We start from the raw sequence: 17,653 nt of genomic DNA, 5'->3' as shown, positions 1-17,653 counted from the left end.
AAAAATATTTTTTACCGCCCGAAAAATTAAGCAAGCACTTACTTAGTAAAATACAAAATATTTGCTGTTTTGTTAGATAAACAGAGAGATTTAGCAAAAGATTTTATGAAATTTTGCCCCAGCCTGTTTTTGATTTTGATTGTTGCAAAAACCATTTCAAATTTTGGTTTTCCGGCAATACCAATTCAATATCACTTTCAACTAAAGTTTCTGCAGCTTTGCGCGCCACTTCTAACATCTGCTTATCATTAACAATGCTGGCCAATTTAAAATTCAAAGCCCCACTTTGTCTGGTTCCTTCAATTTCTCCGGGCCCTCTTAATTCCAAATCTTTTTCTGCAATCACAAAACCATTATTGGTTTCACACATTATTTTGATACGCTCTTTGGCCTCGGCGCTTCTTTTACTACCTGTTAAAAGGATGCAAAAACTTTGCTCACTTCCTCGCCCAACCCTTCCTCTTAACTGGTGCAGCTGTGATAAACCAAATTTCTCTGAGCTTTCTATAACCATAATAGTTGCATTCGGTACATTAACTCCAACTTCAATAACTGTAGTACTAACCATAATTTGGGTATCATGGTTAACAAAACGTTGCATGTTTAGCTCTTTTTGTTCAGGGGGTTGTTTGCCGTGTACCATGCTTATTTGATATTTAGGTTCAGGGAAAAAACTTTTTACTTGCTCATATCCTTGCATTAAATCTTCATAACTTAATTTTTCACTTTCCTCAATCAACGGATAAATAAAATAAGCTTGGCGCCCTTTATCAATTTCCTTCTTTACAAAATCCATTACACCGGCTCTTTGCATTTCATTTCTATGAACGGTAATAACGGGTTGACGTCCCGGTGGTAACTCATCCATAATGCTATAATCTAAATCGCCATAGGCAGTCATAGCCAAAGTGCGTGGAATGGGTGTAGCCGTCATAACCAAAATATGCGGTGGCACTGTTGCTTTTTTCCAAAGCCGAGCTCTTTGTTCAACACCGAAACGATGCTGCTCATCTATAATAGCCAAACCTAAATTTTTAAATTGTACTGCATCCTCAATAATGGCATGGGTTCCAACAATAAAATGAATGGTATCTTCTTGTAATCCTTTTAAAATTCTTTTACGTTCTGCAGTTTTGGTGCTACCGGTAAGCAAAGCAATTTCAACCGGCATATTTTTTAATAATGTGCTAAGGCTTTCAAAATGTTGTTGTGCCAATATTTCGGTGGGTGCCATTATGCAACTTTGAAAACCGTTATCGGCTGCCAATAACATGGCCAACAGAGCCACAATTGTTTTTCCGCTTCCAACATCACCCTGCAAAAGCCTGTTCATTTGATGCCCTTGAGCAGTATCTTTTCTAATTTCTTTAATCACCCTTTTCTGTGCATTGGTTAATTGAAAGGGTAAATATTCGTTGTAGAAAGTATTAAAATATTCCCCAACTTTTGAAAACACAACACCTCGGCTTGACTTGTGTCTTCTTAATTTAATTAAGTTCAACCGAACCTGGGCTATAAATAACTCTTCAAATTTTAAACGACGCAGGGCTGTTTCATATTGAGCCAACGTTTCAGGAAAATGAATGGCACGATATGCTTCATACCGTGGTAACAACTTTAATTGTTGTAACAGAGAAAGTGGAATATTTTCAACAATATCTTCTGACTTAATAATTGATAGCAACTGTTGGGTTAATAGTCCCAATTGTCTGCCACTTAAACCACGGGCTTTTAGTTTTTCTGTAGTAGGGTAAACAGGCTCTAAATAATTTTTAGGAGATACATTTAATTGATTGACAACTTCTATTTCCGGGTGTACAATTTGAGGTTTCCCATTAAAAAAATTTAATCGTCCAAATACTAAATATGAATTGCCTACATGAATGTTTTTTTGTATCCAACTAATACCTTGAAACCAAGTTAATTCAATGGTGGCGCCGGAATTATCTGCAAGTTCAGCAACCATTCGTTTGGCTCTTTTATCACCTAATACATCAACGTCAATAATCTTACCGGTTACCTGAACATATTCCATTTGATAATTTAAAGAGGAAATGGGTGTAATAACGGTTTTATCAATATGGCGATAAGGAAAATGATTGAGCAAATCTTCATATACAAAAATGCCTAATTCTTTTTTCAGCAAATCGGCCTTAATTGGGCCAACGCCTTTTAAATATTCAATAGGTGTTTGTAGTATGTTTGTTGTTTGCACGTTTTTTTATCCAATTAATTCAACACAAAAAACAAATTTACTGCGTAACAATGGGCATACAAAACTGTACGCATAGTTATTGAGAAATTACACTATTTTTAATGCAAAATGCACAAAACCTTTTTTATGGATAGAAGAAATTTTATTAAAAACGGTTCATTGGCCGGTCTTTCTTTAACACCCATTGCCAAACAATCACTTACATTTTCGGATAAGAATAAGGTAAATGATTCTTTCCCAATTGAAGAAACTTCCATTGATGCATTACAAAAAGCCATGCAGGATGGAAAATTAACCTCAGTACAATTGGTTAAGATATACTTACAAAGAATTAAAGATATTGATAAAAATGGTCCCTCAATAAATGCGGTAATTGAATTAAATCCCGATGCAATAAGCATTGCCGAAAATTTAGATAAAGAGCGCAAAGCCGGAAAAGTAAGAGGCCCCATGCATGGCATACCCATTCTGATAAAGGATAACATTAATACCGGTGATAAAATGATGACCACAGCAGGTTCATTGGCTTTAGTAGGTAATTACGCGGCCAATGATGCCCATATAGTTGCACAATTACGCAAGGCGGGGGCCGTTATTTTGGGAAAAACGAATTTAAGTGAATGGGCTAATTGGCGGTCAACACGTTCTACCAGCGGTTGGAGTAGCCGGGGCGGACAAACCAAAAATCCTAATATGCTAGATAGAGGCCCTTGTGGTTCAAGTTCAGGGTCAGGCGCAGCTGTTTCCGCTAATCTTTGTGCTGTGGCTGTAGGCACCGAAACAGATGGCTCTGTAATTGCCCCTTCTTCATTTAATGGTATTGTTGGTATTAAACCAACAGTAGGTTTACTTAGTAGAAGTGGTATCATACCTATTTCTGCTACACAAGATACAGCCGGCCCCATGGCCAGAACTGTAAAAGATGCTGCCATTTTATTGGGTGCAATGACGGGTATTGACGAGGCTGATCCGGTTACTTTAAATAGTAAAGGAAAAGTACCTAACAGTTATACCCAATTTTTAGATGTCAATGCTCTAAAAGGAAAACGTATTGGCATAGAACAATCTTTCTTACATGGACATGAGGCAGTTGTTGCCTTGTACAAAAATGCCATTGAAATTTTAAAACAACAAGGTGCTACTATTGTAGAAGTGAATCTGCTAAAAGAAACCAATCCTCTAGGTAGGGCGGAAAATATTGTTTTACAATATGAATTTAAAGATGGCATTAATAAATACCTGGCAACTGCCAAAGGAAAAGTCCATTCTTTAAAAGAATTAATAGCTTTTAATAATGCCAATGCCAGTACCGTTATGCCTTACTTTAAACAGGAGCTTCTAGAACAAAGTGAAGCAAGAGGCAGCTTGCAAGAATCCACCTATAAAGAAGCGCTGGCCAAATCAACCTCAGCTCGGGCAATTATCGATAACTTAATGCATGAACATAACTTAGATGCAATTGCCGGTACCAGCATCGGGCCAGCTTGTTGCATTGATTTAATTAATGGAGATTACGATACCGGATTTTATTTTTGTCCCCCGGCAGCAATGGCAGGATATCCACATATTACTGTACCAATGGGCACCTATTTACATTTGCCGGTAGGTCTTTCTTTTATGGGTAGCGCCTACTCTGAACCTCAATTATTAGCTATAGCTTATGCATTTGAACAAGCTTCTAAAAAAAGAGTCGTTCCAAAGTATATACCATCATTTTTACCTACAAAGAACATTATTTAAATAAAAAATTATTTATAAATAAACTATTGCATGTATTTTACCCCGCCTTAGCGGGGTATTTTATAACATAGCCTTTGATGAAATGTGAATTATACCCGGATTTTTATTAACTTTCAATAGCCAATATTTTCAATACGCATTTTCATGTTTCATACATTATTACAATACATACCCACACATTTGCAAAATTTTATTTTAGTAGTGGTGCTTGCATTGTTAATTGGGTTAGAACAAAGAAGACATCACATAAACGAACCATTTGAAAATTTATTCGGTACCGATAGAACCTTTACCTTACTAGGCATTGCAGGTTATATTTTTTACATTATCAACCCTCAGCAACTATATGTGTTTATTATAGGCGCCTGCTGTATTACATTCTTGCTATCCATATATTATTTTCATAAAATTTCCTCAGAGAAAAAATATGGACTTACAACTATATTAATTGCTTTGGTAACTTATGCGTTGGCACCACTTATTTATACACAACCATTGTGGCTTCCATTTAGCATTGTAATTCTAATTTTAGTAATAACAGAAGCAAAACAAAGTCTATTCGCCATTTCAAAATTATTAGATGAAGATGAATTTATTATATTAGCAAAATTTATGCTTTTAGTGGGTGTAATTCTTCCGCTGTTACCCAACAAAGCTATTTCAACAGAAATTCCTATTTCACCTTATCAAATTTGGTTGGCGGTTGTAGTAATTTCTACCATTTCATATGCAAGCTATTTAATAAAAAAATTCCTGTTCCCAAATGCTGGCATTATAGTAACAGCCATTTTAGGGGGCCTATATAGCAGTACCGCAACTACTGTTATTTTAGCAGAAAAAAATAAAGAAAACCCTTCTGATATGCTTGTATTACCGGGTATGTTAATAGCTACTTTAATGATGTATGTACGACTTATAATAATAGCATACATATTTAACGCAGCAATTGCCCAGGCACTTCTACCCTTCTTTATTTTTTTTGTTATTGTATGTGGACTAATTATATTTTTTTTAATACTTTCTACTAAAAAGCAAGCTATACCAAAAGGCACTACAATAATTAAAAGTCACAATAATCCTTTGGAATTCAAAACTGCACTAATTTTTGCAGGTTTATTTGTATTGTTTACTATTATAACACAATACGTCTTTAAAACATTCGGAAATACGGGTTTGAATATTTTGGCATTGGTGGTTGGTGTTACTGATATTGATCCCTTTATTTTAAACTTATTTCAAAGCAAAATGGCATTAGTAACTGGTGTAATAGTTCTATCTGTATTAAATGCGATTATTAGTAATAATATTTTAAAAATGGCATATGCAATTACATTAAGCAGCAAAGCAATAAGACTTAAAATTGCCATTAGTTTCGGCATTTTAATTATTAGCGGCATAGTTGTATCGTTGTGGCTTTTTTTATCACAACACCAATAAATTTTTATACATAATCCATACAAAAAAGTAGTTTTTGTGGTACGGTAATTGTTTACATCTACTATCTTCGCCCACATGAATAAAGAAACAGTATTAAGCGGAATTAGGCCTACCGGTTATTTGCACTTGGGTAATTATTTTGGTGCTATGCGTAATTACGTTAAGATGCAGGAAGATTATAATTGCTATTTTTTTGTTGCGAATTGGCATAGCCTTACTACACACCCCGATACCAAAGCATTGCAAGAAAGTGTTTACAGAGTAATAGCCGAGAATGTAGCTTCAGGACTTGACCCTGAAAAGGTTGCTTTGTATGTACAAAGTGATGTGCCTGAAATTGCAGAATTATATTTGTACTTAAACATGTTAGCTTATAAAGGTGAATTGGAAAAAACAACCACCTTTAAAGAAAAAGCGAAAACTCAACCAGATAATATAAATGCCGGCCTATTAACCTATCCGGTTTTAATGGCTGCCGATATATTAATTCATCGTGCAGTAAAAGTGCCGGTGGGGAAAGATCAGGAACAACATCTTGAAATGGCACGCAATTTTGCGGAAAGATTTAATTTTAGATACGGCCACATTTTCCCGGAACCACATGCCTTTAATTTCGGTGAAAACCTTATAAAAATTATGAGTCTTGATGGAAATGGCAAAATGAGTAAAAGTGAAAATCAAATGGCTACTCTGTATTTAGCCGATGATGACGATGCTATTCGAAAAAAAATTATGAAAGCCAAAACCGACAGTGGTCCAACAACCCCTAACTCAATAAAACCCGATTATATTGAAAATTTATTTACGTTAATGAAAATTGCAAGTACTGAAGAAGTTTATTATAGATTTGATGAACAGTACAACCAATGTACCATTCGATATGGCGATTTTAAGAAACAGTTAGCTGAAGATATGGTAGCTTTTATAAAGCCCATAAGAGAAAAAGCAGCGGATATACAAAATAATAAAGAACTGATACACAAAATAATTAAACAGGGTGCTGATAAAGCCAGAGCAAGTGCAAGTGCTACTTTACAAGAAGTTAGAAAAGCAATAAGAATGATTTATTAAACCTATATTGCTCTACTTTATCATTATTGTTTAAATTCACTCAGGTAAGGAATTTTTTAAATTAAAATATTTTAATATAAATGGCCAAGATAAAGAAACCAAAACATATTGCTATTGCAGGTAATATTGGCGCAGGAAAAACCACCCTTACTGAAATGTTGAGTAAACATTACAAATGGATTCCGCAATTTGAAGACGTAGAACATAATCCATACTTAATGGATTTTTATGAAGATATGCCACGATGGAGCTTTAATCTTCAAATTTATTTTTTGAATAAACGGTTGAATCAACTGTTGGAAATTCAAAGGGGAACACAAACAGTTATACAAGACAGAACCATTTATGAAGATGCTACCATTTTTGCGCCCAACCTGCATGATATGGGTTTAATGCCTAAGCGTGATTTTGAGAACTATTATACTTTTTTTCAAACCTTAAAAAGTATGATTCAACCCCCGGACTTACTTATTTATTTAAAAGCATCTGTTCCAACATTGGTAGCTCAAATTCAAAAACGTGGGCGGGAATATGAAGATAATATTCGTCTTGATTACTTAAAAAAATTAAATGATTATTACCAAATGTTTGCCGATAACTATAAAGAAGGCCCCATTTTGGTAGTTGATTGCGATAAAAACAAATTTGCTTACAACAGTGAACACTTTGGCGAAATTATTAGCAAAATTGACGCTACTTTATTTGGGTTATTTTAATTCCTATTTACAACACAATACCTAAAACAAAATCCCGCGGAATAGCGGGATTTTTTCATTTGTCAGAGCAATCGAAGAGGCATAATGTTAATTTTCTCATGCAGTGGTTTTAGGTGCGGCCATTAAAATATCAGCGGAAACACCTTGTTTGTACTTCTCAAAATTTTTATTAAACAAGTTTGCTAACTCTAACGCGGCTTTATCATAAGCAGTTCTATCACTCCATGTGTAACGCGGATGTAAAATGTTAACCGGTACACCCGGACAATTTTTAGGAATTAGCATACCGAATATACTATGTTTCTCAAATTCAACTTCAGCTAATTTACCATTTAATGCAGCACAAACCATGGCTCGTGTATAAGCTAGGCTAATACGTTTACCAATTCCATACGGACCACCGGTCCACCCTGTATTAACCATCCACACCTGTACTTGGTGTTTTTTTATTTTCTCGCCTAACAAAGCAGCATATTTCCCCGGATGTAAAGGCATGAAAGGTGCACCAAAACAAGTACTAAAAGTAGCTTTTGGTTCGGTAACTCCGGCTTCCGTACCTGCCACTTTCGCAGTATAACCACTTATAAATTGATACATGGCTTGCTCGGTAGTTAATTTGCTGATAGGGGGCAAAATACCATATGCATCACATGTTAAAAAGAAGATATTTTGTGGAATACCGGCTACTGAAGGTATAAGTGCGTTACTAATAAAATGCAAGGGATAGCTTACTCTGGTATTTTCAGTAATTGATTTGTCTGAAAAATTAATGGCTTTTGTATTTGGATAAAAAACTACATTCTCTACCAAAGCACCGGGTTTAATAGCATGAAATATTTCCGGTTCTTTCTTCTCATCTAAATCAATACATTTTGCATAACAACCACCTTCAAAATTAAATACACCTGTGTCATTCCATCCATGTTCATCATCACCTATTAATTTTCTGTTGGCATCGGCACTCAAAGTAGTTTTACCGGTACCACTTAAGCCAAAAAATAAGGCCACATCATTATTAGCGCCAACATTTGCACTGCAATGCATGCTTAATACATTGTGCTGTTGTGGCATTAAAAAATTCAGAACGGTAAAAATACCTTTCTTCATTTCTCCTGTGTAGGCAGTACCACCAATAATAATGGTTTTATCGGTAAAAGAAATAATGGCAAAATTTTCTTGACGTGTACCATGTTTTTCAGGGTTCGCTGAAAAACTCGGTGCCTGAATAATTAACCATTCCGGTTCAAAACTGGCCAATTCCTGTTCGGTAGGCCTAATAAACATGTTATAAGCAAATAAATTACTCCACGAATTTTCATTAATTACCCTTACACCAATGCGGTAATCGTTATTGGCACAAGCATAAGCATCGCGAACCCAAAGCTTACCTTTTGAGTTACAGTATTGAATTAACTCTTCTTTTAAAGCTTTGAATTTTGCCGCTTCAAAAGGTATATTAAAGTTGTTCCATTCAATAGTGTGTTCGGTTATGGCATCTTTTACAATGAATTTATCTTGTGGACTTCTTCCGGTAAACTTGCCGGTATTAACACATAAAGCACCTGTATCATTCAAAACACCTTCGCCAGTAAGTAAAGCTTGCTCCGTTAAAATTTCCGGTGAAAGCTGGTATTGTATATCTAAATTATTTGAAAAACCAAGTGAACGCAAATGGTCACTTACTTGTTGTGGTTGAATGAGCGTAGCAATCATACGAACTATCATTTGTTAGTTTACAAAGATATAATCGCCATGCTTAGTTAAACAAGCATAGTGTAATCTATACACTTTTAAAATTTTTCAAATTTTACTACATGTCACTATTTCACATCAAATGTTTATCACAAAAATTGCGAAATCGATAATAAATTCTACATCTTTTTAAATCGTTTTGAAATTATTTAACTAGTAATTTTTTGCATTTTTGTGTACTATTTTAACCAAACTAAAATTGTTTTTAGGAATTAACCCTAAAAATTGAGTATTTGATTTTACATTTAGCAACCATCAACTTATGACCATTATTTTATGTTGAACGAAGAATTAATTGCCAGCTTTGAACAAATTGTAGGAAAGAATAATACCCTTACGCAAAAGGATGAAATATTCCATTATGGACATGATGAAACAGAAACCATTCAATACAACCCCGAATTGGTATTAAAACCCGGGTCGGCTCAACAAATAGCCAATATTATGGCCATTTGCCATCAACACCAAATTCCGGTAACACCACGTGGTGCAGGCACAGGTTTAAGTGGCGGTGCTATTCCCCACAAAGGTGGGGTTGTTATAAGCATGGAGAAATTGAATAAAATTATTGCCATTGATGAAAAAAATTTACAAGTAATAACTGAGCCGGGTGTTATTACCGAAGTGCTTCAAAATGCAGTTAAAGAAAAAGGACTTTTTTACCCGCCGGATCCCAGCAGCAAAGGCAGTTGTTTTATTGGAGGAAATATTGCCGAAAACAGTGGTGGTCCCAAAGCAGTAAAATACGGGGTTGTAAAAGATTATGTACTGAATTTAGAAGTGGTACTTCCTAATGGTACCATTATTGAAACAGGCGCCAGCGTATTAAAAAATTCAACAGGTTATAATTTAACGCAATTAATTGTTGGCAGTGAAGGCACTTTAGGTATTGTTACCAAAATTACTTTAAAACTGATTCCATTACCTAAGTATGATGTACTTATGTTGGCTTCATTCAATAATTTGCAAAAAGCCAGTGAAGCGGTGAGTGCCATTTTTAGAGCCGGTTATACACCCAGTGCATTAGAATTGGTAGAAATTGATGCGCTTAAAATTGTAAGTAACATGCTCGACAGCCATGCCATTCCTATTCATGAAAACACTGCTGCACACTTAATTATTGAATTAGACGGTAACAATAAAGATTTATTGATGCAAGAAATGGAAGCCATTGCTGGTTTATTGGAGAATTTTGAAGTGGGTGATTTATATTTTGCTGAAGATGAAGCACAAAAAAATGAACTTTGGAAATTGCGCCGCAGAGTTGCAGAAGCAGTAAAATTAGCCGGTTATACCATTGAAGAAGATACTGTAGTACCACGAGCTTATTTGCCCGAGCTAATTAAAGGTGTAAAAGAGTTAGCTCGGCAACATGGTTTTGAAGCCGTTTGTTATGGGCATGCCGGCGATGGAAATTTACACATACGTATAAAAGACCCACGAACAACTACTAGTTATAATGCTCCGCATATGCAACAAGCTTTGGGCGAATTGTTTAAATTGGTAAAACAATTGGGCGGCACCATTAGCGGCGAACATGGTATTGGACTTATTCAAAAAAAATATATGCCTTTGGTAATGCAGGAAGCGAATTTGCAAATTATGCGCTCTATTAAAAAAGCATTCGATCCTAACAATATTTTAAATGCCGGAAAAATTTTTGATATGCAATAACCGCTTAGGTTTGTATTTTCAATGTAAATTATTCCGTTTTCGTTGTATTAAAATTAAACACATGAAGAAATTTTTTTTAGTAATTTCCGTAGCTGCCACAGCCCTTTTGTATGGCAATACCATTCTTGCACAACAAAAACAAGTTCCACCCACCTATTCCAATTCACCTTACAGTAACAGCACTTACAACCCCGATGCAACCGGCTTTCAAAAACAAAACATGTTTATTGGCGGTGGGCTTTCCTTGGGCTTTGGCACTTACAGTTTTAATATTGGCGGTACACCCGAAATTGGATATTCATTTAATCAATGGTTAGATGCCGGTGTTTCATTAAACCTCAATTATCAATCTATTAAAGCCGATCCTTATTACAATAATGATATTCGCCAACGTAGCTTTAATTATGGTGGCGGACCTTTTGTTCGTATTTTCCCGATTAGACAACTATTTATACAAGGGCAGTTTGAGGAAAATTGGATTAAGTACAATTATTTAAACATGACCAATAACCAAGCAACCAGTTTTAATACCAATGCGGCCAGCTTTTTAACCGGTGTTGGTTATGCACAACGCATTATAGGGCAAAGTACTTTTTATACACTGATTATGGTAGATGTTTTAACCAGTCCTTATTCACCCTACCGCAGTTATAATGGCGTTACCAGCACAGCGTTGCCCATTATACGAGCAGGATTTAACTTTTATTTGCATCCAAAAAAGCAATAATTTCGGCAGGAGTAGAAAAGTATTGTAGACTACTATCCCAATTTTCATATAAAAAGCCAAAGTGTTGCATATTTTGTAAATGAGCTATTAATGCATGATAATATCCTGCTGAATTCAGCAGGATTATTTTTTTATTGTGAATACGCAAATTGTTCCACGTTAGCATTTCAAATAGTTCATCCATAGTACCATTTCCGCCGGGTAAAACAATAGCCGCATCGCATAATTCATACATCATTTTTTTGCGGGTGTGCATATCTTCTACCACCTTTAATTCCGTTAGTTGCATGTGCTGACGTTCTTGCTCTACCAAAATTTTAGGAATAACACCGGTAACTTTCCCACCCTTTTCTAACACGGCGTTGGCAATTATACCCATTAATCCTACATTTCCACCCCCATAAACCAATCCCAAATTATGTTCTGCTAATAAATGTCCTAATTGTTGGGCATGTTCCGCAAAAATGGAATTATTCCCATTTTTACTTCCGCAAAACACCGCTATATTTTTATATTGCATCTTTAAAAAAATTTAAGCACAATATTAAAGGGCTTTCTGCTTTTATTGGCAAAAACCTGTTATTTAATTTTAAACCGTACTCAATACCGTAATTGAACCGCTTATGTCGCCTTTCATATTATTAAGCTTTGTGTTAGCCTACTTTGCAATACTGTTAATTGTAGCTTGGTACACAGGTAAAAATAGCACCAATGACTCGTTTTTTATTGGCAATCGCAACAGTAATTGGATGTTGGTAGCATTTGGCATGATTGGTACCTCATTAAGCGGTGTAACTTTTGTTAGCGTACCCGGAACAGTTAGCAGTAACGGCTTTTACTACATGCAGGTTGTAATTGGCTATTTGTTGGGTTATTTCGTAGTTGCGTTTGTTTTAATGCCACTTTATTACAAACTTAACTTAACATCTATTTACAATTACTTGCAAAACCGTTTTGGATTCATAGCCTATAAAACAGGTGCTTTATTTTTCATCATTTCCCGAACAGTTGGCGCTACAGCCCGTTTATATTTGGTAATTAACGTATTACAAATTTTTATTTTAGATGCTTTAGGGGTTCCCTTTTGGTTAACCAGCACAATAATACTTTTAATGATTTTGTTGTACACTTTTGAAGGTGGTGTAAAAACAATTGTTTTTACCGATACTTTACAAACCAGTTTCATGTTAATTGGGCTGGTTGTTTGCATTATTTATATTATGCACCATTTACAACTTTCTTTCAGTGGAACGATTGCCGCATTAAATAAAAATAACTACACCCATTTTTTTAATACAGATGTAAACAGCAAGGGCTTCTTTTTAAAACAAATGATTGGTGGTGCTTTTATTACCATTGCTATGACGGGCTTAGATCAGGAAATGATGCAAAAAAACATTAGTGTAAAAACCTTAAAAGGTGCGCAAACCAACATGGTTACTTTCAGTTTTATCATTGTAATTGTAAACTTTTTATTCTTGTTATTAGGGGGCTTATTATACCTATTTGCAGCACAAAGCCAATTAAAATTTTCCGGCGATGATTTATTCCCTTCCATTGCCCTTAATTATTTACCTAAAGCTGTTAGCATGATATTTATTATTGGACTCATTTCTGCACTATTCCCAAGTGCTGATGGGGCCTTAACTGCACTAACGTCATCATTTTGTATAGATATTTTGGGCATAAGAAGGAAAAACCTAACTGAACAACAACAAAAAAGAATAAGGCAACGGGTACACCTTGCCTTAGCCATCATTTTTTTAATCTGCATTTTTGTTTTTAAAATCATCAATAGTAAATCCATCATTAACATCATACTCGATTTAGCCGGTTACACTTATGGCCCATTATTAGGTTTATTTTCATTTGGAATTTTTAGTAAGAAGACTGTTCCGGAAACCTATGCCATTACTTTTGTTTGTATTGTTGCGCCCATTCTAAGTTTCTTTATAGAAAAATGGATTCCTGCAATTACCAATGGTTTTCAAATTGGCATTGAGCTATTGCTGTTGAATGGTATTTTAACTTACTTTGGTTTATGGTTAATTGCAAATTTTAATAAAACCAACATCATCAAAAATGGAAATAGTCAATAACGCTATTGAACAATATGCTGAAAAATTCACTTCAGCGCAACCTGACTGGCTTCAACCCGTTTTTGATGCTACCAACCGGTTACATCCCCATGCGCATATGATGAGTAGCAAAGTGCAGGGTCAGTTTTTAAGTTTTTTAAGTAACATCATTCAACCTACCTACGTTTTAGAAATTGGAACTTTTACCGGTTATAGTGCACTCTGTTTGGCCAGTGGCTTAAAAAATGACGGACAACTACACACTATAGAATTAAGGGAAGCAGATGCTAAAACAGCTCAACAAAATTTTAGCAACAGCAAATGGGCAAAACAGATACATTTGCACATCGGAAATGCTTTAGACATTATTCCAAGTTTACCTTACGAATGGGATTTAGTATTTATAGATGCCGATAAAACCAGCTATACACAATATTATGAGTTGGTTTTACCCAAGGTTAAAAAAAATGGTGTAATTATTGCTGATAATGTGCTGTTTCATGCACAGGTAGTAGAACAACCGTTAAAAGGTAAAAATGCAAAAGCTATTCATGCATTTAATGAGTGGGTAGCCAATGATGCAAAAACACAACAAGTATTACTAACTGTTCGTGATGGATTATTGTTGATTCAAAAATTATAACAATGAAATTGTTTGGTTTCTTATTCTTTTTTTTCATGGGATTGCAAACTGCTATGGCCCAAACAGACAAAACAATTGCTTACATTAACGAGTATAAAGACATTGCTATACAGGAAATGATTCGAACCGGTGTTCCGGCATCTATTACCTTGGCGCAAGGCATTTTAGAATCTTCCTGCGGACAAAGTGATTTGTGCAAAAAATCAAACAACCATTTTGGTATAAAATGTAAAAACGATTGGACAGGCGATAGGGTATTTCATGATGATGACCTAAAACATGAATGCTTTAGAAGTTACCCAAATGCTGCGGCATCTTTCCAAGATCACTCTAACTTCTTAAAAAACAGACCCTATTATCAAAGTTTATTCCAACTTGACCCTACTGATTATGAAGGCTGGGCTTATGGATTAAAAAAAGCCGGGTATGCAACAGAAAAAGATTATGCGCAAAGGCTAATTGAACTAATTCAAAGGTATCACCTGAATGATTATACAGTAATTGCCTTGAATAAAGAAAAACAACAACAAAATATTGTTCAAGCTTCTGCAGTTGAAAAAGAAAACAACACTTTGAACAAACCCTTACCCAACAACGAAAACATTGAGAATGCCTTCGAAAGCGACAATAATCAATCTATAGTTAAAGTAAATGAATGGCAAAAGCAACCTGCAATTGAAACAACTGTTTCAGAAAAAGCATCCTATCCGGAAGGTATTTTTACCATCAATCATTTAAAAGTAATTTACGCAACAAAAGGTACTGCGCTGCTTTCCATAGCCAACCAATACCAAATTAACCTTAGCCGTTTATTAGAATACAATGATTTGGAAAATGAGGATATTCTTCAAAAAAGCCAGCTTATATTTTTGGAAAAGAAGTTGAAAAAAGGCAGCAAAGATTTTCATACCGTAAAAAACAATGAAGATTTATATACAATTTGTCAAGTAGAAGGGGTTCGTTTAGAAAACATATTACAATATAACAAGTTGGAAAAAACAATGCAACCATTACCCGGCGAAAAAATTTATTTGCGCTTCCCGGCTCCAACTACCCCAAAATACACTACTATTGCTGCGGAAAATTATACAACAACATCGCGTTAAAATATTTGCAGCACATGAGCCAAACAATTCAGGTACTTGATAAACATTTTGTTCCTTTTTTGGATGCATCTACTATTCAAACCAAAGTTCAAGAATTAGCCAACCAACTAGCGGCTGACTACCAAAATAAAAAGCCCTTATTTCTTTGCATTTTAAACGGGGCATTTATGTTTGCTTCCGATGTGTTCAAGGCATTACCCATTGATGCTGAAATTTGTTTTATTAAATTGGCTTCATACAAAGGCACTAAATCAACCGGTAATGTAATTACTTCCATTGGTTTAGATGTTTCACTAACCAATAGACACGTAATTGTAATTGAAGACATTATTGATACCGGTAAAACGTTGCACAGCTTTTTGCCTCAAATACACAATCAACAACCTGCCTCGGTAGCAATAGCTGTTTTATTGCACAAACCTGAAGCAACCACATATGAAGTGCCGATTGATTACTGCTGTTTTACCATCCCGAATAAATTTGTAGTTGGTTATGGTTTAGATTATGATGGATTTGGAAGAAATCTATCAGCTATTTATCAATTAGCCGAATAATTATTTCAAAACTTAGCGAATACTAGGTAATTTTATTAAAAGTGAAAGGAATCTACTATCTTTAAGATACCTATTCACCTAACAACCCATGAAACAATACCTGCTGGTATGTATATTATGTTGCTCTGCCATTCCCTGCATTAGCCAGTATTTTTTACGTGGCGAAATTAGAGATGAAAAAGGGCGGCAACTGGAAAGAGCCAAAATTTATTTGGCCTCTAAAGGTAATACTCCTTTTTACAGTGGCAATTTTGGTGCATTTGGCATATTGTGCCCATATCCACAAGATACTATTACCGTTTTTTACGATGGGTATGAAGTGTATAAAAAACCGGTCAATACTAAAGTATTTAATGAAATTGTATTGAAGATGTTGCCCGAAACAGCCAGCTTGTATGCCAATAAACTAAGCTCCAGAACCACTAACCTAGAAGATAACGGAGAATCATATTTTGCAACTTTAGGCGAAAGTTACAGTTCCTTAATTGAAAACCAATTTGTAAATGCCAAAAACTACCCCGAAACCGGTTTCTCAATTAACATTGACAAAGCATCTTATAGCAATATTCGCAGGTTCATTAATAACGGCATGTATGTACCTTCTAATGCTGTGCGAATTGAAGAAATGTTGAACTATTTCGATTTAAGAGGCCCACAATTCCCCAAACCAAAAGACAGTGCCGGTTTTTGTATGGCTTCTACCCTAACTTCTTGCCCGTGGAATGAAAATAACTTGTTGCTGTTTATACAATTGCAAGCCCCTAAAATTAATTTAGACAATATACCACCCAATAATTTGGTGCTTTTAATTGACATCTCGGGTTCAATGGACCACCCCAGTAAACTGCCTCTTTTACAATCTGCATTCAAATTATTAGTTGAAAATTTAAGACCGGAAGATAAAGTGTCAATAGTTACTTATGGCGGTGGTGTACATGTTGCCTTAAATGCTACACCCGGCAATGAAAAACTAAAAATTAATAATATTATTGATTCTTTATATGCCGATGGTGATACACCCGGTGAAAGTGCCATTAAAACAGCATACGATATAGCTAAAAACAACTTTATTCCTAATGGCAACAACCGCATTATTTTAGCTACTGATGGCGATTTTAATGTAGGTAAAACCACTGAGCAGGAATTAGAACAATTAGTGAGTTATCAAAAACAATCAGGCATATTTTTAACCTGTTTGGGTGTTGGTATGGGCAATTATAAAGATAGCAAACTGGAAATTTTGGCTAAAAAAGGGAATGGCAATTTTGCTTACATTGATAACATTCATGAAGCAGAAAAAACTTTAATCAAAGAATTTACCAAAACCATGTATGCAGTTGCCGTTGATGCATATGCCAATGTTGAATTTAATGCAGAAATAGTAAAAAAATATCGATTAATTGGATTTGATAATAAAAGAGCCGCCATTATTGATACAACAAGTTTATTAGAAGGCGGTGAAGTGGGAAGCGGGCATAATATGATGGCTGTTTTTGAAATTATTCCTGTATCAAATGAAAAAATAAATTTAAAAGACCCCAATATTGCACAGCTTAACCTTTCCTTTCATTTACCCAAACATCCCCAACAAATTACACAAAACTTTCAAATACCTTTTAATCCTATTAATTTTAACAATGCCCCTAAACAAATAAAATTAGCTACATCAATCATAATGTTTGGTTCATTGTTACGCCAATCCAAGTTTATTAAAAACTATGGTTTTCAAGATGCCATAAACCTGGCGCAATCATCTATCAATAATTCCAATATATCGGAACAGGAATTATTAACACTTATGCAAAAAGCCAATAACATTTACAATTATCGAAAGAAAAAATAAAGCGGCTGTTACTGCTTAACCACGCGTTTTAAATTACCATAAACATTATTCCCATTCCAATAATAGTAAATGGGTTCTGTATCTTTGAAGAAAGAAT

Annotated in this window: 14 protein-coding genes; 11 read left to right on the top strand and 3 right to left on the bottom strand. The window is 35.0% G+C overall.

Going from position 1 to position 17,653, the window contains the following annotated elements; translation table 11 throughout:
- Positions 1–103: 103 nt before the first annotated feature.
- A complete protein-coding gene (recG, locus tag LX80_RS00330) occupies positions 104–2,215 on the bottom strand; it encodes an ATP-dependent DNA helicase RecG (RefSeq protein ID WP_111293064.1) in 2,112 nt (703 codons plus the stop codon).
- Between the two features lie 126 nt (positions 2,216–2,341).
- Between recG and LX80_RS00325 the strand changes: the two genes are divergently transcribed.
- The 4 genes from LX80_RS00325 to LX80_RS00310 all read left to right on the top strand — a co-directional run bounded on the left by LX80_RS00325 (position 2,342) and on the right by LX80_RS00310 (position 7,179).
- Positions 2,342–3,955 (top strand): amidase, encoded by a 1,614-nt coding sequence (locus tag LX80_RS00325; protein ID WP_111293506.1) that lies wholly within the window; start codon positions 2,342–2,344, stop codon positions 3,953–3,955.
- A 144-nt stretch (positions 3,956–4,099) separates the two neighbouring features.
- Complete coding sequence (locus LX80_RS00320; RefSeq protein WP_111293063.1) at positions 4,100–5,392, top strand: MgtC/SapB family protein; 1,293 nt, start codon at positions 4,100–4,102, stop codon at positions 5,390–5,392.
- A gap of 75 nt (positions 5,393–5,467) precedes the next feature.
- On the top strand, positions 5,468–6,463 hold the full coding sequence (trpS, locus tag LX80_RS00315) for a tryptophan--tRNA ligase (protein WP_111293062.1): 996 nt from the start codon (positions 5,468–5,470) through the stop codon (positions 6,461–6,463).
- A gap of 80 nt (positions 6,464–6,543) precedes the next feature.
- A complete protein-coding gene (locus LX80_RS00310; protein ID WP_111293061.1) occupies positions 6,544–7,179 on the top strand; it encodes a deoxynucleoside kinase in 636 nt (211 codons plus the stop codon).
- 96 nt (positions 7,180–7,275) lie between these two features.
- Here LX80_RS00310 and pckA read toward each other — a convergent pair whose 3' ends face one another.
- Positions 7,276–8,904, bottom strand: coding sequence for a phosphoenolpyruvate carboxykinase (ATP) (gene pckA, locus LX80_RS00305; RefSeq protein ID WP_245897886.1), 1,629 nt, complete (start codon positions 8,902–8,904; stop codon positions 7,276–7,278).
- 303 nt (positions 8,905–9,207) lie between these two features.
- Between pckA and LX80_RS00300 the strand changes: the two genes are divergently transcribed.
- Together LX80_RS00300 and LX80_RS00295 are read left to right on the top strand one after the other, a co-directional pair.
- Positions 9,208–10,605 (top strand): FAD-binding oxidoreductase, encoded by a 1,398-nt coding sequence (locus LX80_RS00300; protein ID WP_111293059.1) that lies wholly within the window; start codon positions 9,208–9,210, stop codon positions 10,603–10,605.
- A gap of 61 nt (positions 10,606–10,666) precedes the next feature.
- Positions 10,667–11,332, top strand: a complete 666-nt coding sequence (locus LX80_RS00295; protein WP_146250346.1) for a hypothetical protein — start codon at positions 10,667–10,669, stop codon at positions 11,330–11,332.
- Here LX80_RS00295 and LX80_RS00290 read toward each other — a convergent pair.
- The gene (locus tag LX80_RS00290; RefSeq protein WP_111293057.1) at positions 11,301–11,852 is read right to left on the bottom strand and encodes an LOG family protein; all 552 of its coding nucleotides are present in this window, start codon (positions 11,850–11,852) and stop codon (positions 11,301–11,303) included. The two genes, LX80_RS00295 and LX80_RS00290, sit on opposite strands and share 32 nt — an antisense overlap.
- Positions 11,853–11,955: 103 nt before the next feature.
- On the opposite strand from LX80_RS00290, the gene LX80_RS00285 reads away from it, so the two are divergent.
- The 5 genes from LX80_RS00285 to LX80_RS00265 all read left to right on the top strand — a co-directional run bounded on the left by LX80_RS00285 (position 11,956) and on the right by LX80_RS00265 (position 17,556).
- Positions 11,956–13,431 carry a sodium:solute symporter gene (locus LX80_RS00285; RefSeq protein ID WP_111293056.1) on the top strand — a complete coding sequence of 492 codons (1,476 nt, stop codon included), beginning with the start codon at positions 11,956–11,958 and terminating at the stop codon, positions 13,429–13,431.
- Positions 13,415–14,053: an O-methyltransferase gene (locus LX80_RS00280; protein ID WP_111293055.1), complete on the top strand. Its 639-nt coding sequence runs from the start codon at positions 13,415–13,417 to the stop codon at positions 14,051–14,053. Before LX80_RS00285 ends, LX80_RS00280 begins: the two co-directional genes overlap by 17 nt.
- 2 nt (positions 14,054–14,055) lie before the next feature.
- Entirely contained in the window at positions 14,056–15,159 is a 1,104-nt protein-coding gene (locus tag LX80_RS00275) for a glucosaminidase domain-containing protein (RefSeq protein WP_111293054.1), read from the top strand.
- A gap of 14 nt (positions 15,160–15,173) precedes the next feature.
- On the top strand, positions 15,174–15,713 hold the full coding sequence (gene hpt / locus LX80_RS00270) for a hypoxanthine phosphoribosyltransferase (RefSeq protein WP_111293053.1): 540 nt from the start codon (positions 15,174–15,176) through the stop codon (positions 15,711–15,713).
- A gap of 88 nt (positions 15,714–15,801) precedes the next feature.
- Entirely contained in the window at positions 15,802–17,556 is a 1,755-nt protein-coding gene (locus LX80_RS00265) for a vWA domain-containing protein (RefSeq protein WP_111293052.1), read from the top strand.
- Positions 17,557–17,653: the final 97 nt, after the last annotated feature.

The sequence above is a fragment of the Hydrotalea sandarakina genome, assembly GCF_003254115.1.
In the GTDB taxonomy this organism is placed as follows: domain Bacteria; phylum Bacteroidota; class Bacteroidia; order Chitinophagales; family Chitinophagaceae; genus Hydrotalea; species Hydrotalea sandarakina.
The sequence above is the reverse complement of the archived record's forward strand: the minus strand, read 5'-3'. Positions and strand labels throughout refer to the sequence as shown.

What these genes read in the sequence shown, in the direction of transcription:
- trpS (WP_111293062.1), top strand. Translation starts at nt 5,468, where the DNA reads ATGAATAAAGAAACAGTATTAAGCGGAATTAGGCCTACCGGTTATTTG.
- LX80_RS00265 (WP_111293052.1), top strand. Translation starts at nt 15,802, where the DNA reads ATGAAACAATACCTGCTGGTATGTATATTATGTTGCTCTGCCATTCCC.
- LX80_RS00295 (WP_146250346.1), top strand. Translation starts at nt 10,667, where the DNA reads ATGAAGAAATTTTTTTTAGTAATTTCCGTAGCTGCCACAGCCCTTTTG.
- LX80_RS00285 (WP_111293056.1), top strand. Translation starts at nt 11,956, where the DNA reads ATGTCGCCTTTCATATTATTAAGCTTTGTGTTAGCCTACTTTGCAATA.
- LX80_RS00300 (WP_111293059.1), top strand. Translation starts at nt 9,208, where the DNA reads ATGTTGAACGAAGAATTAATTGCCAGCTTTGAACAAATTGTAGGAAAG.
- LX80_RS00275 (WP_111293054.1), top strand. Translation starts at nt 14,056, where the DNA reads ATGAAATTGTTTGGTTTCTTATTCTTTTTTTTCATGGGATTGCAAACT.
- LX80_RS00325 (WP_111293506.1), top strand. Translation starts at nt 2,342, where the DNA reads ATGGATAGAAGAAATTTTATTAAAAACGGTTCATTGGCCGGTCTTTCT.
- LX80_RS00290 (WP_111293057.1), bottom strand. Translation starts at nt 11,852, where the DNA reads ATGCAATATAAAAATATAGCGGTGTTTTGCGGAAGTAAAAATGGGAAT.
- LX80_RS00320 (WP_111293063.1), top strand. Translation starts at nt 4,100, where the DNA reads ATGTTTCATACATTATTACAATACATACCCACACATTTGCAAAATTTT.
- LX80_RS00280 (WP_111293055.1), top strand. Translation starts at nt 13,415, where the DNA reads ATGGAAATAGTCAATAACGCTATTGAACAATATGCTGAAAAATTCACT.
- LX80_RS00310 (WP_111293061.1), top strand. Translation starts at nt 6,544, where the DNA reads ATGGCCAAGATAAAGAAACCAAAACATATTGCTATTGCAGGTAATATT.
- hpt (WP_111293053.1), top strand. Translation starts at nt 15,174, where the DNA reads ATGAGCCAAACAATTCAGGTACTTGATAAACATTTTGTTCCTTTTTTG.
- pckA (WP_245897886.1), bottom strand. Translation starts at nt 8,904, where the DNA reads ATGATAGTTCGTATGATTGCTACGCTCATTCAACCACAACAAGTAAGT.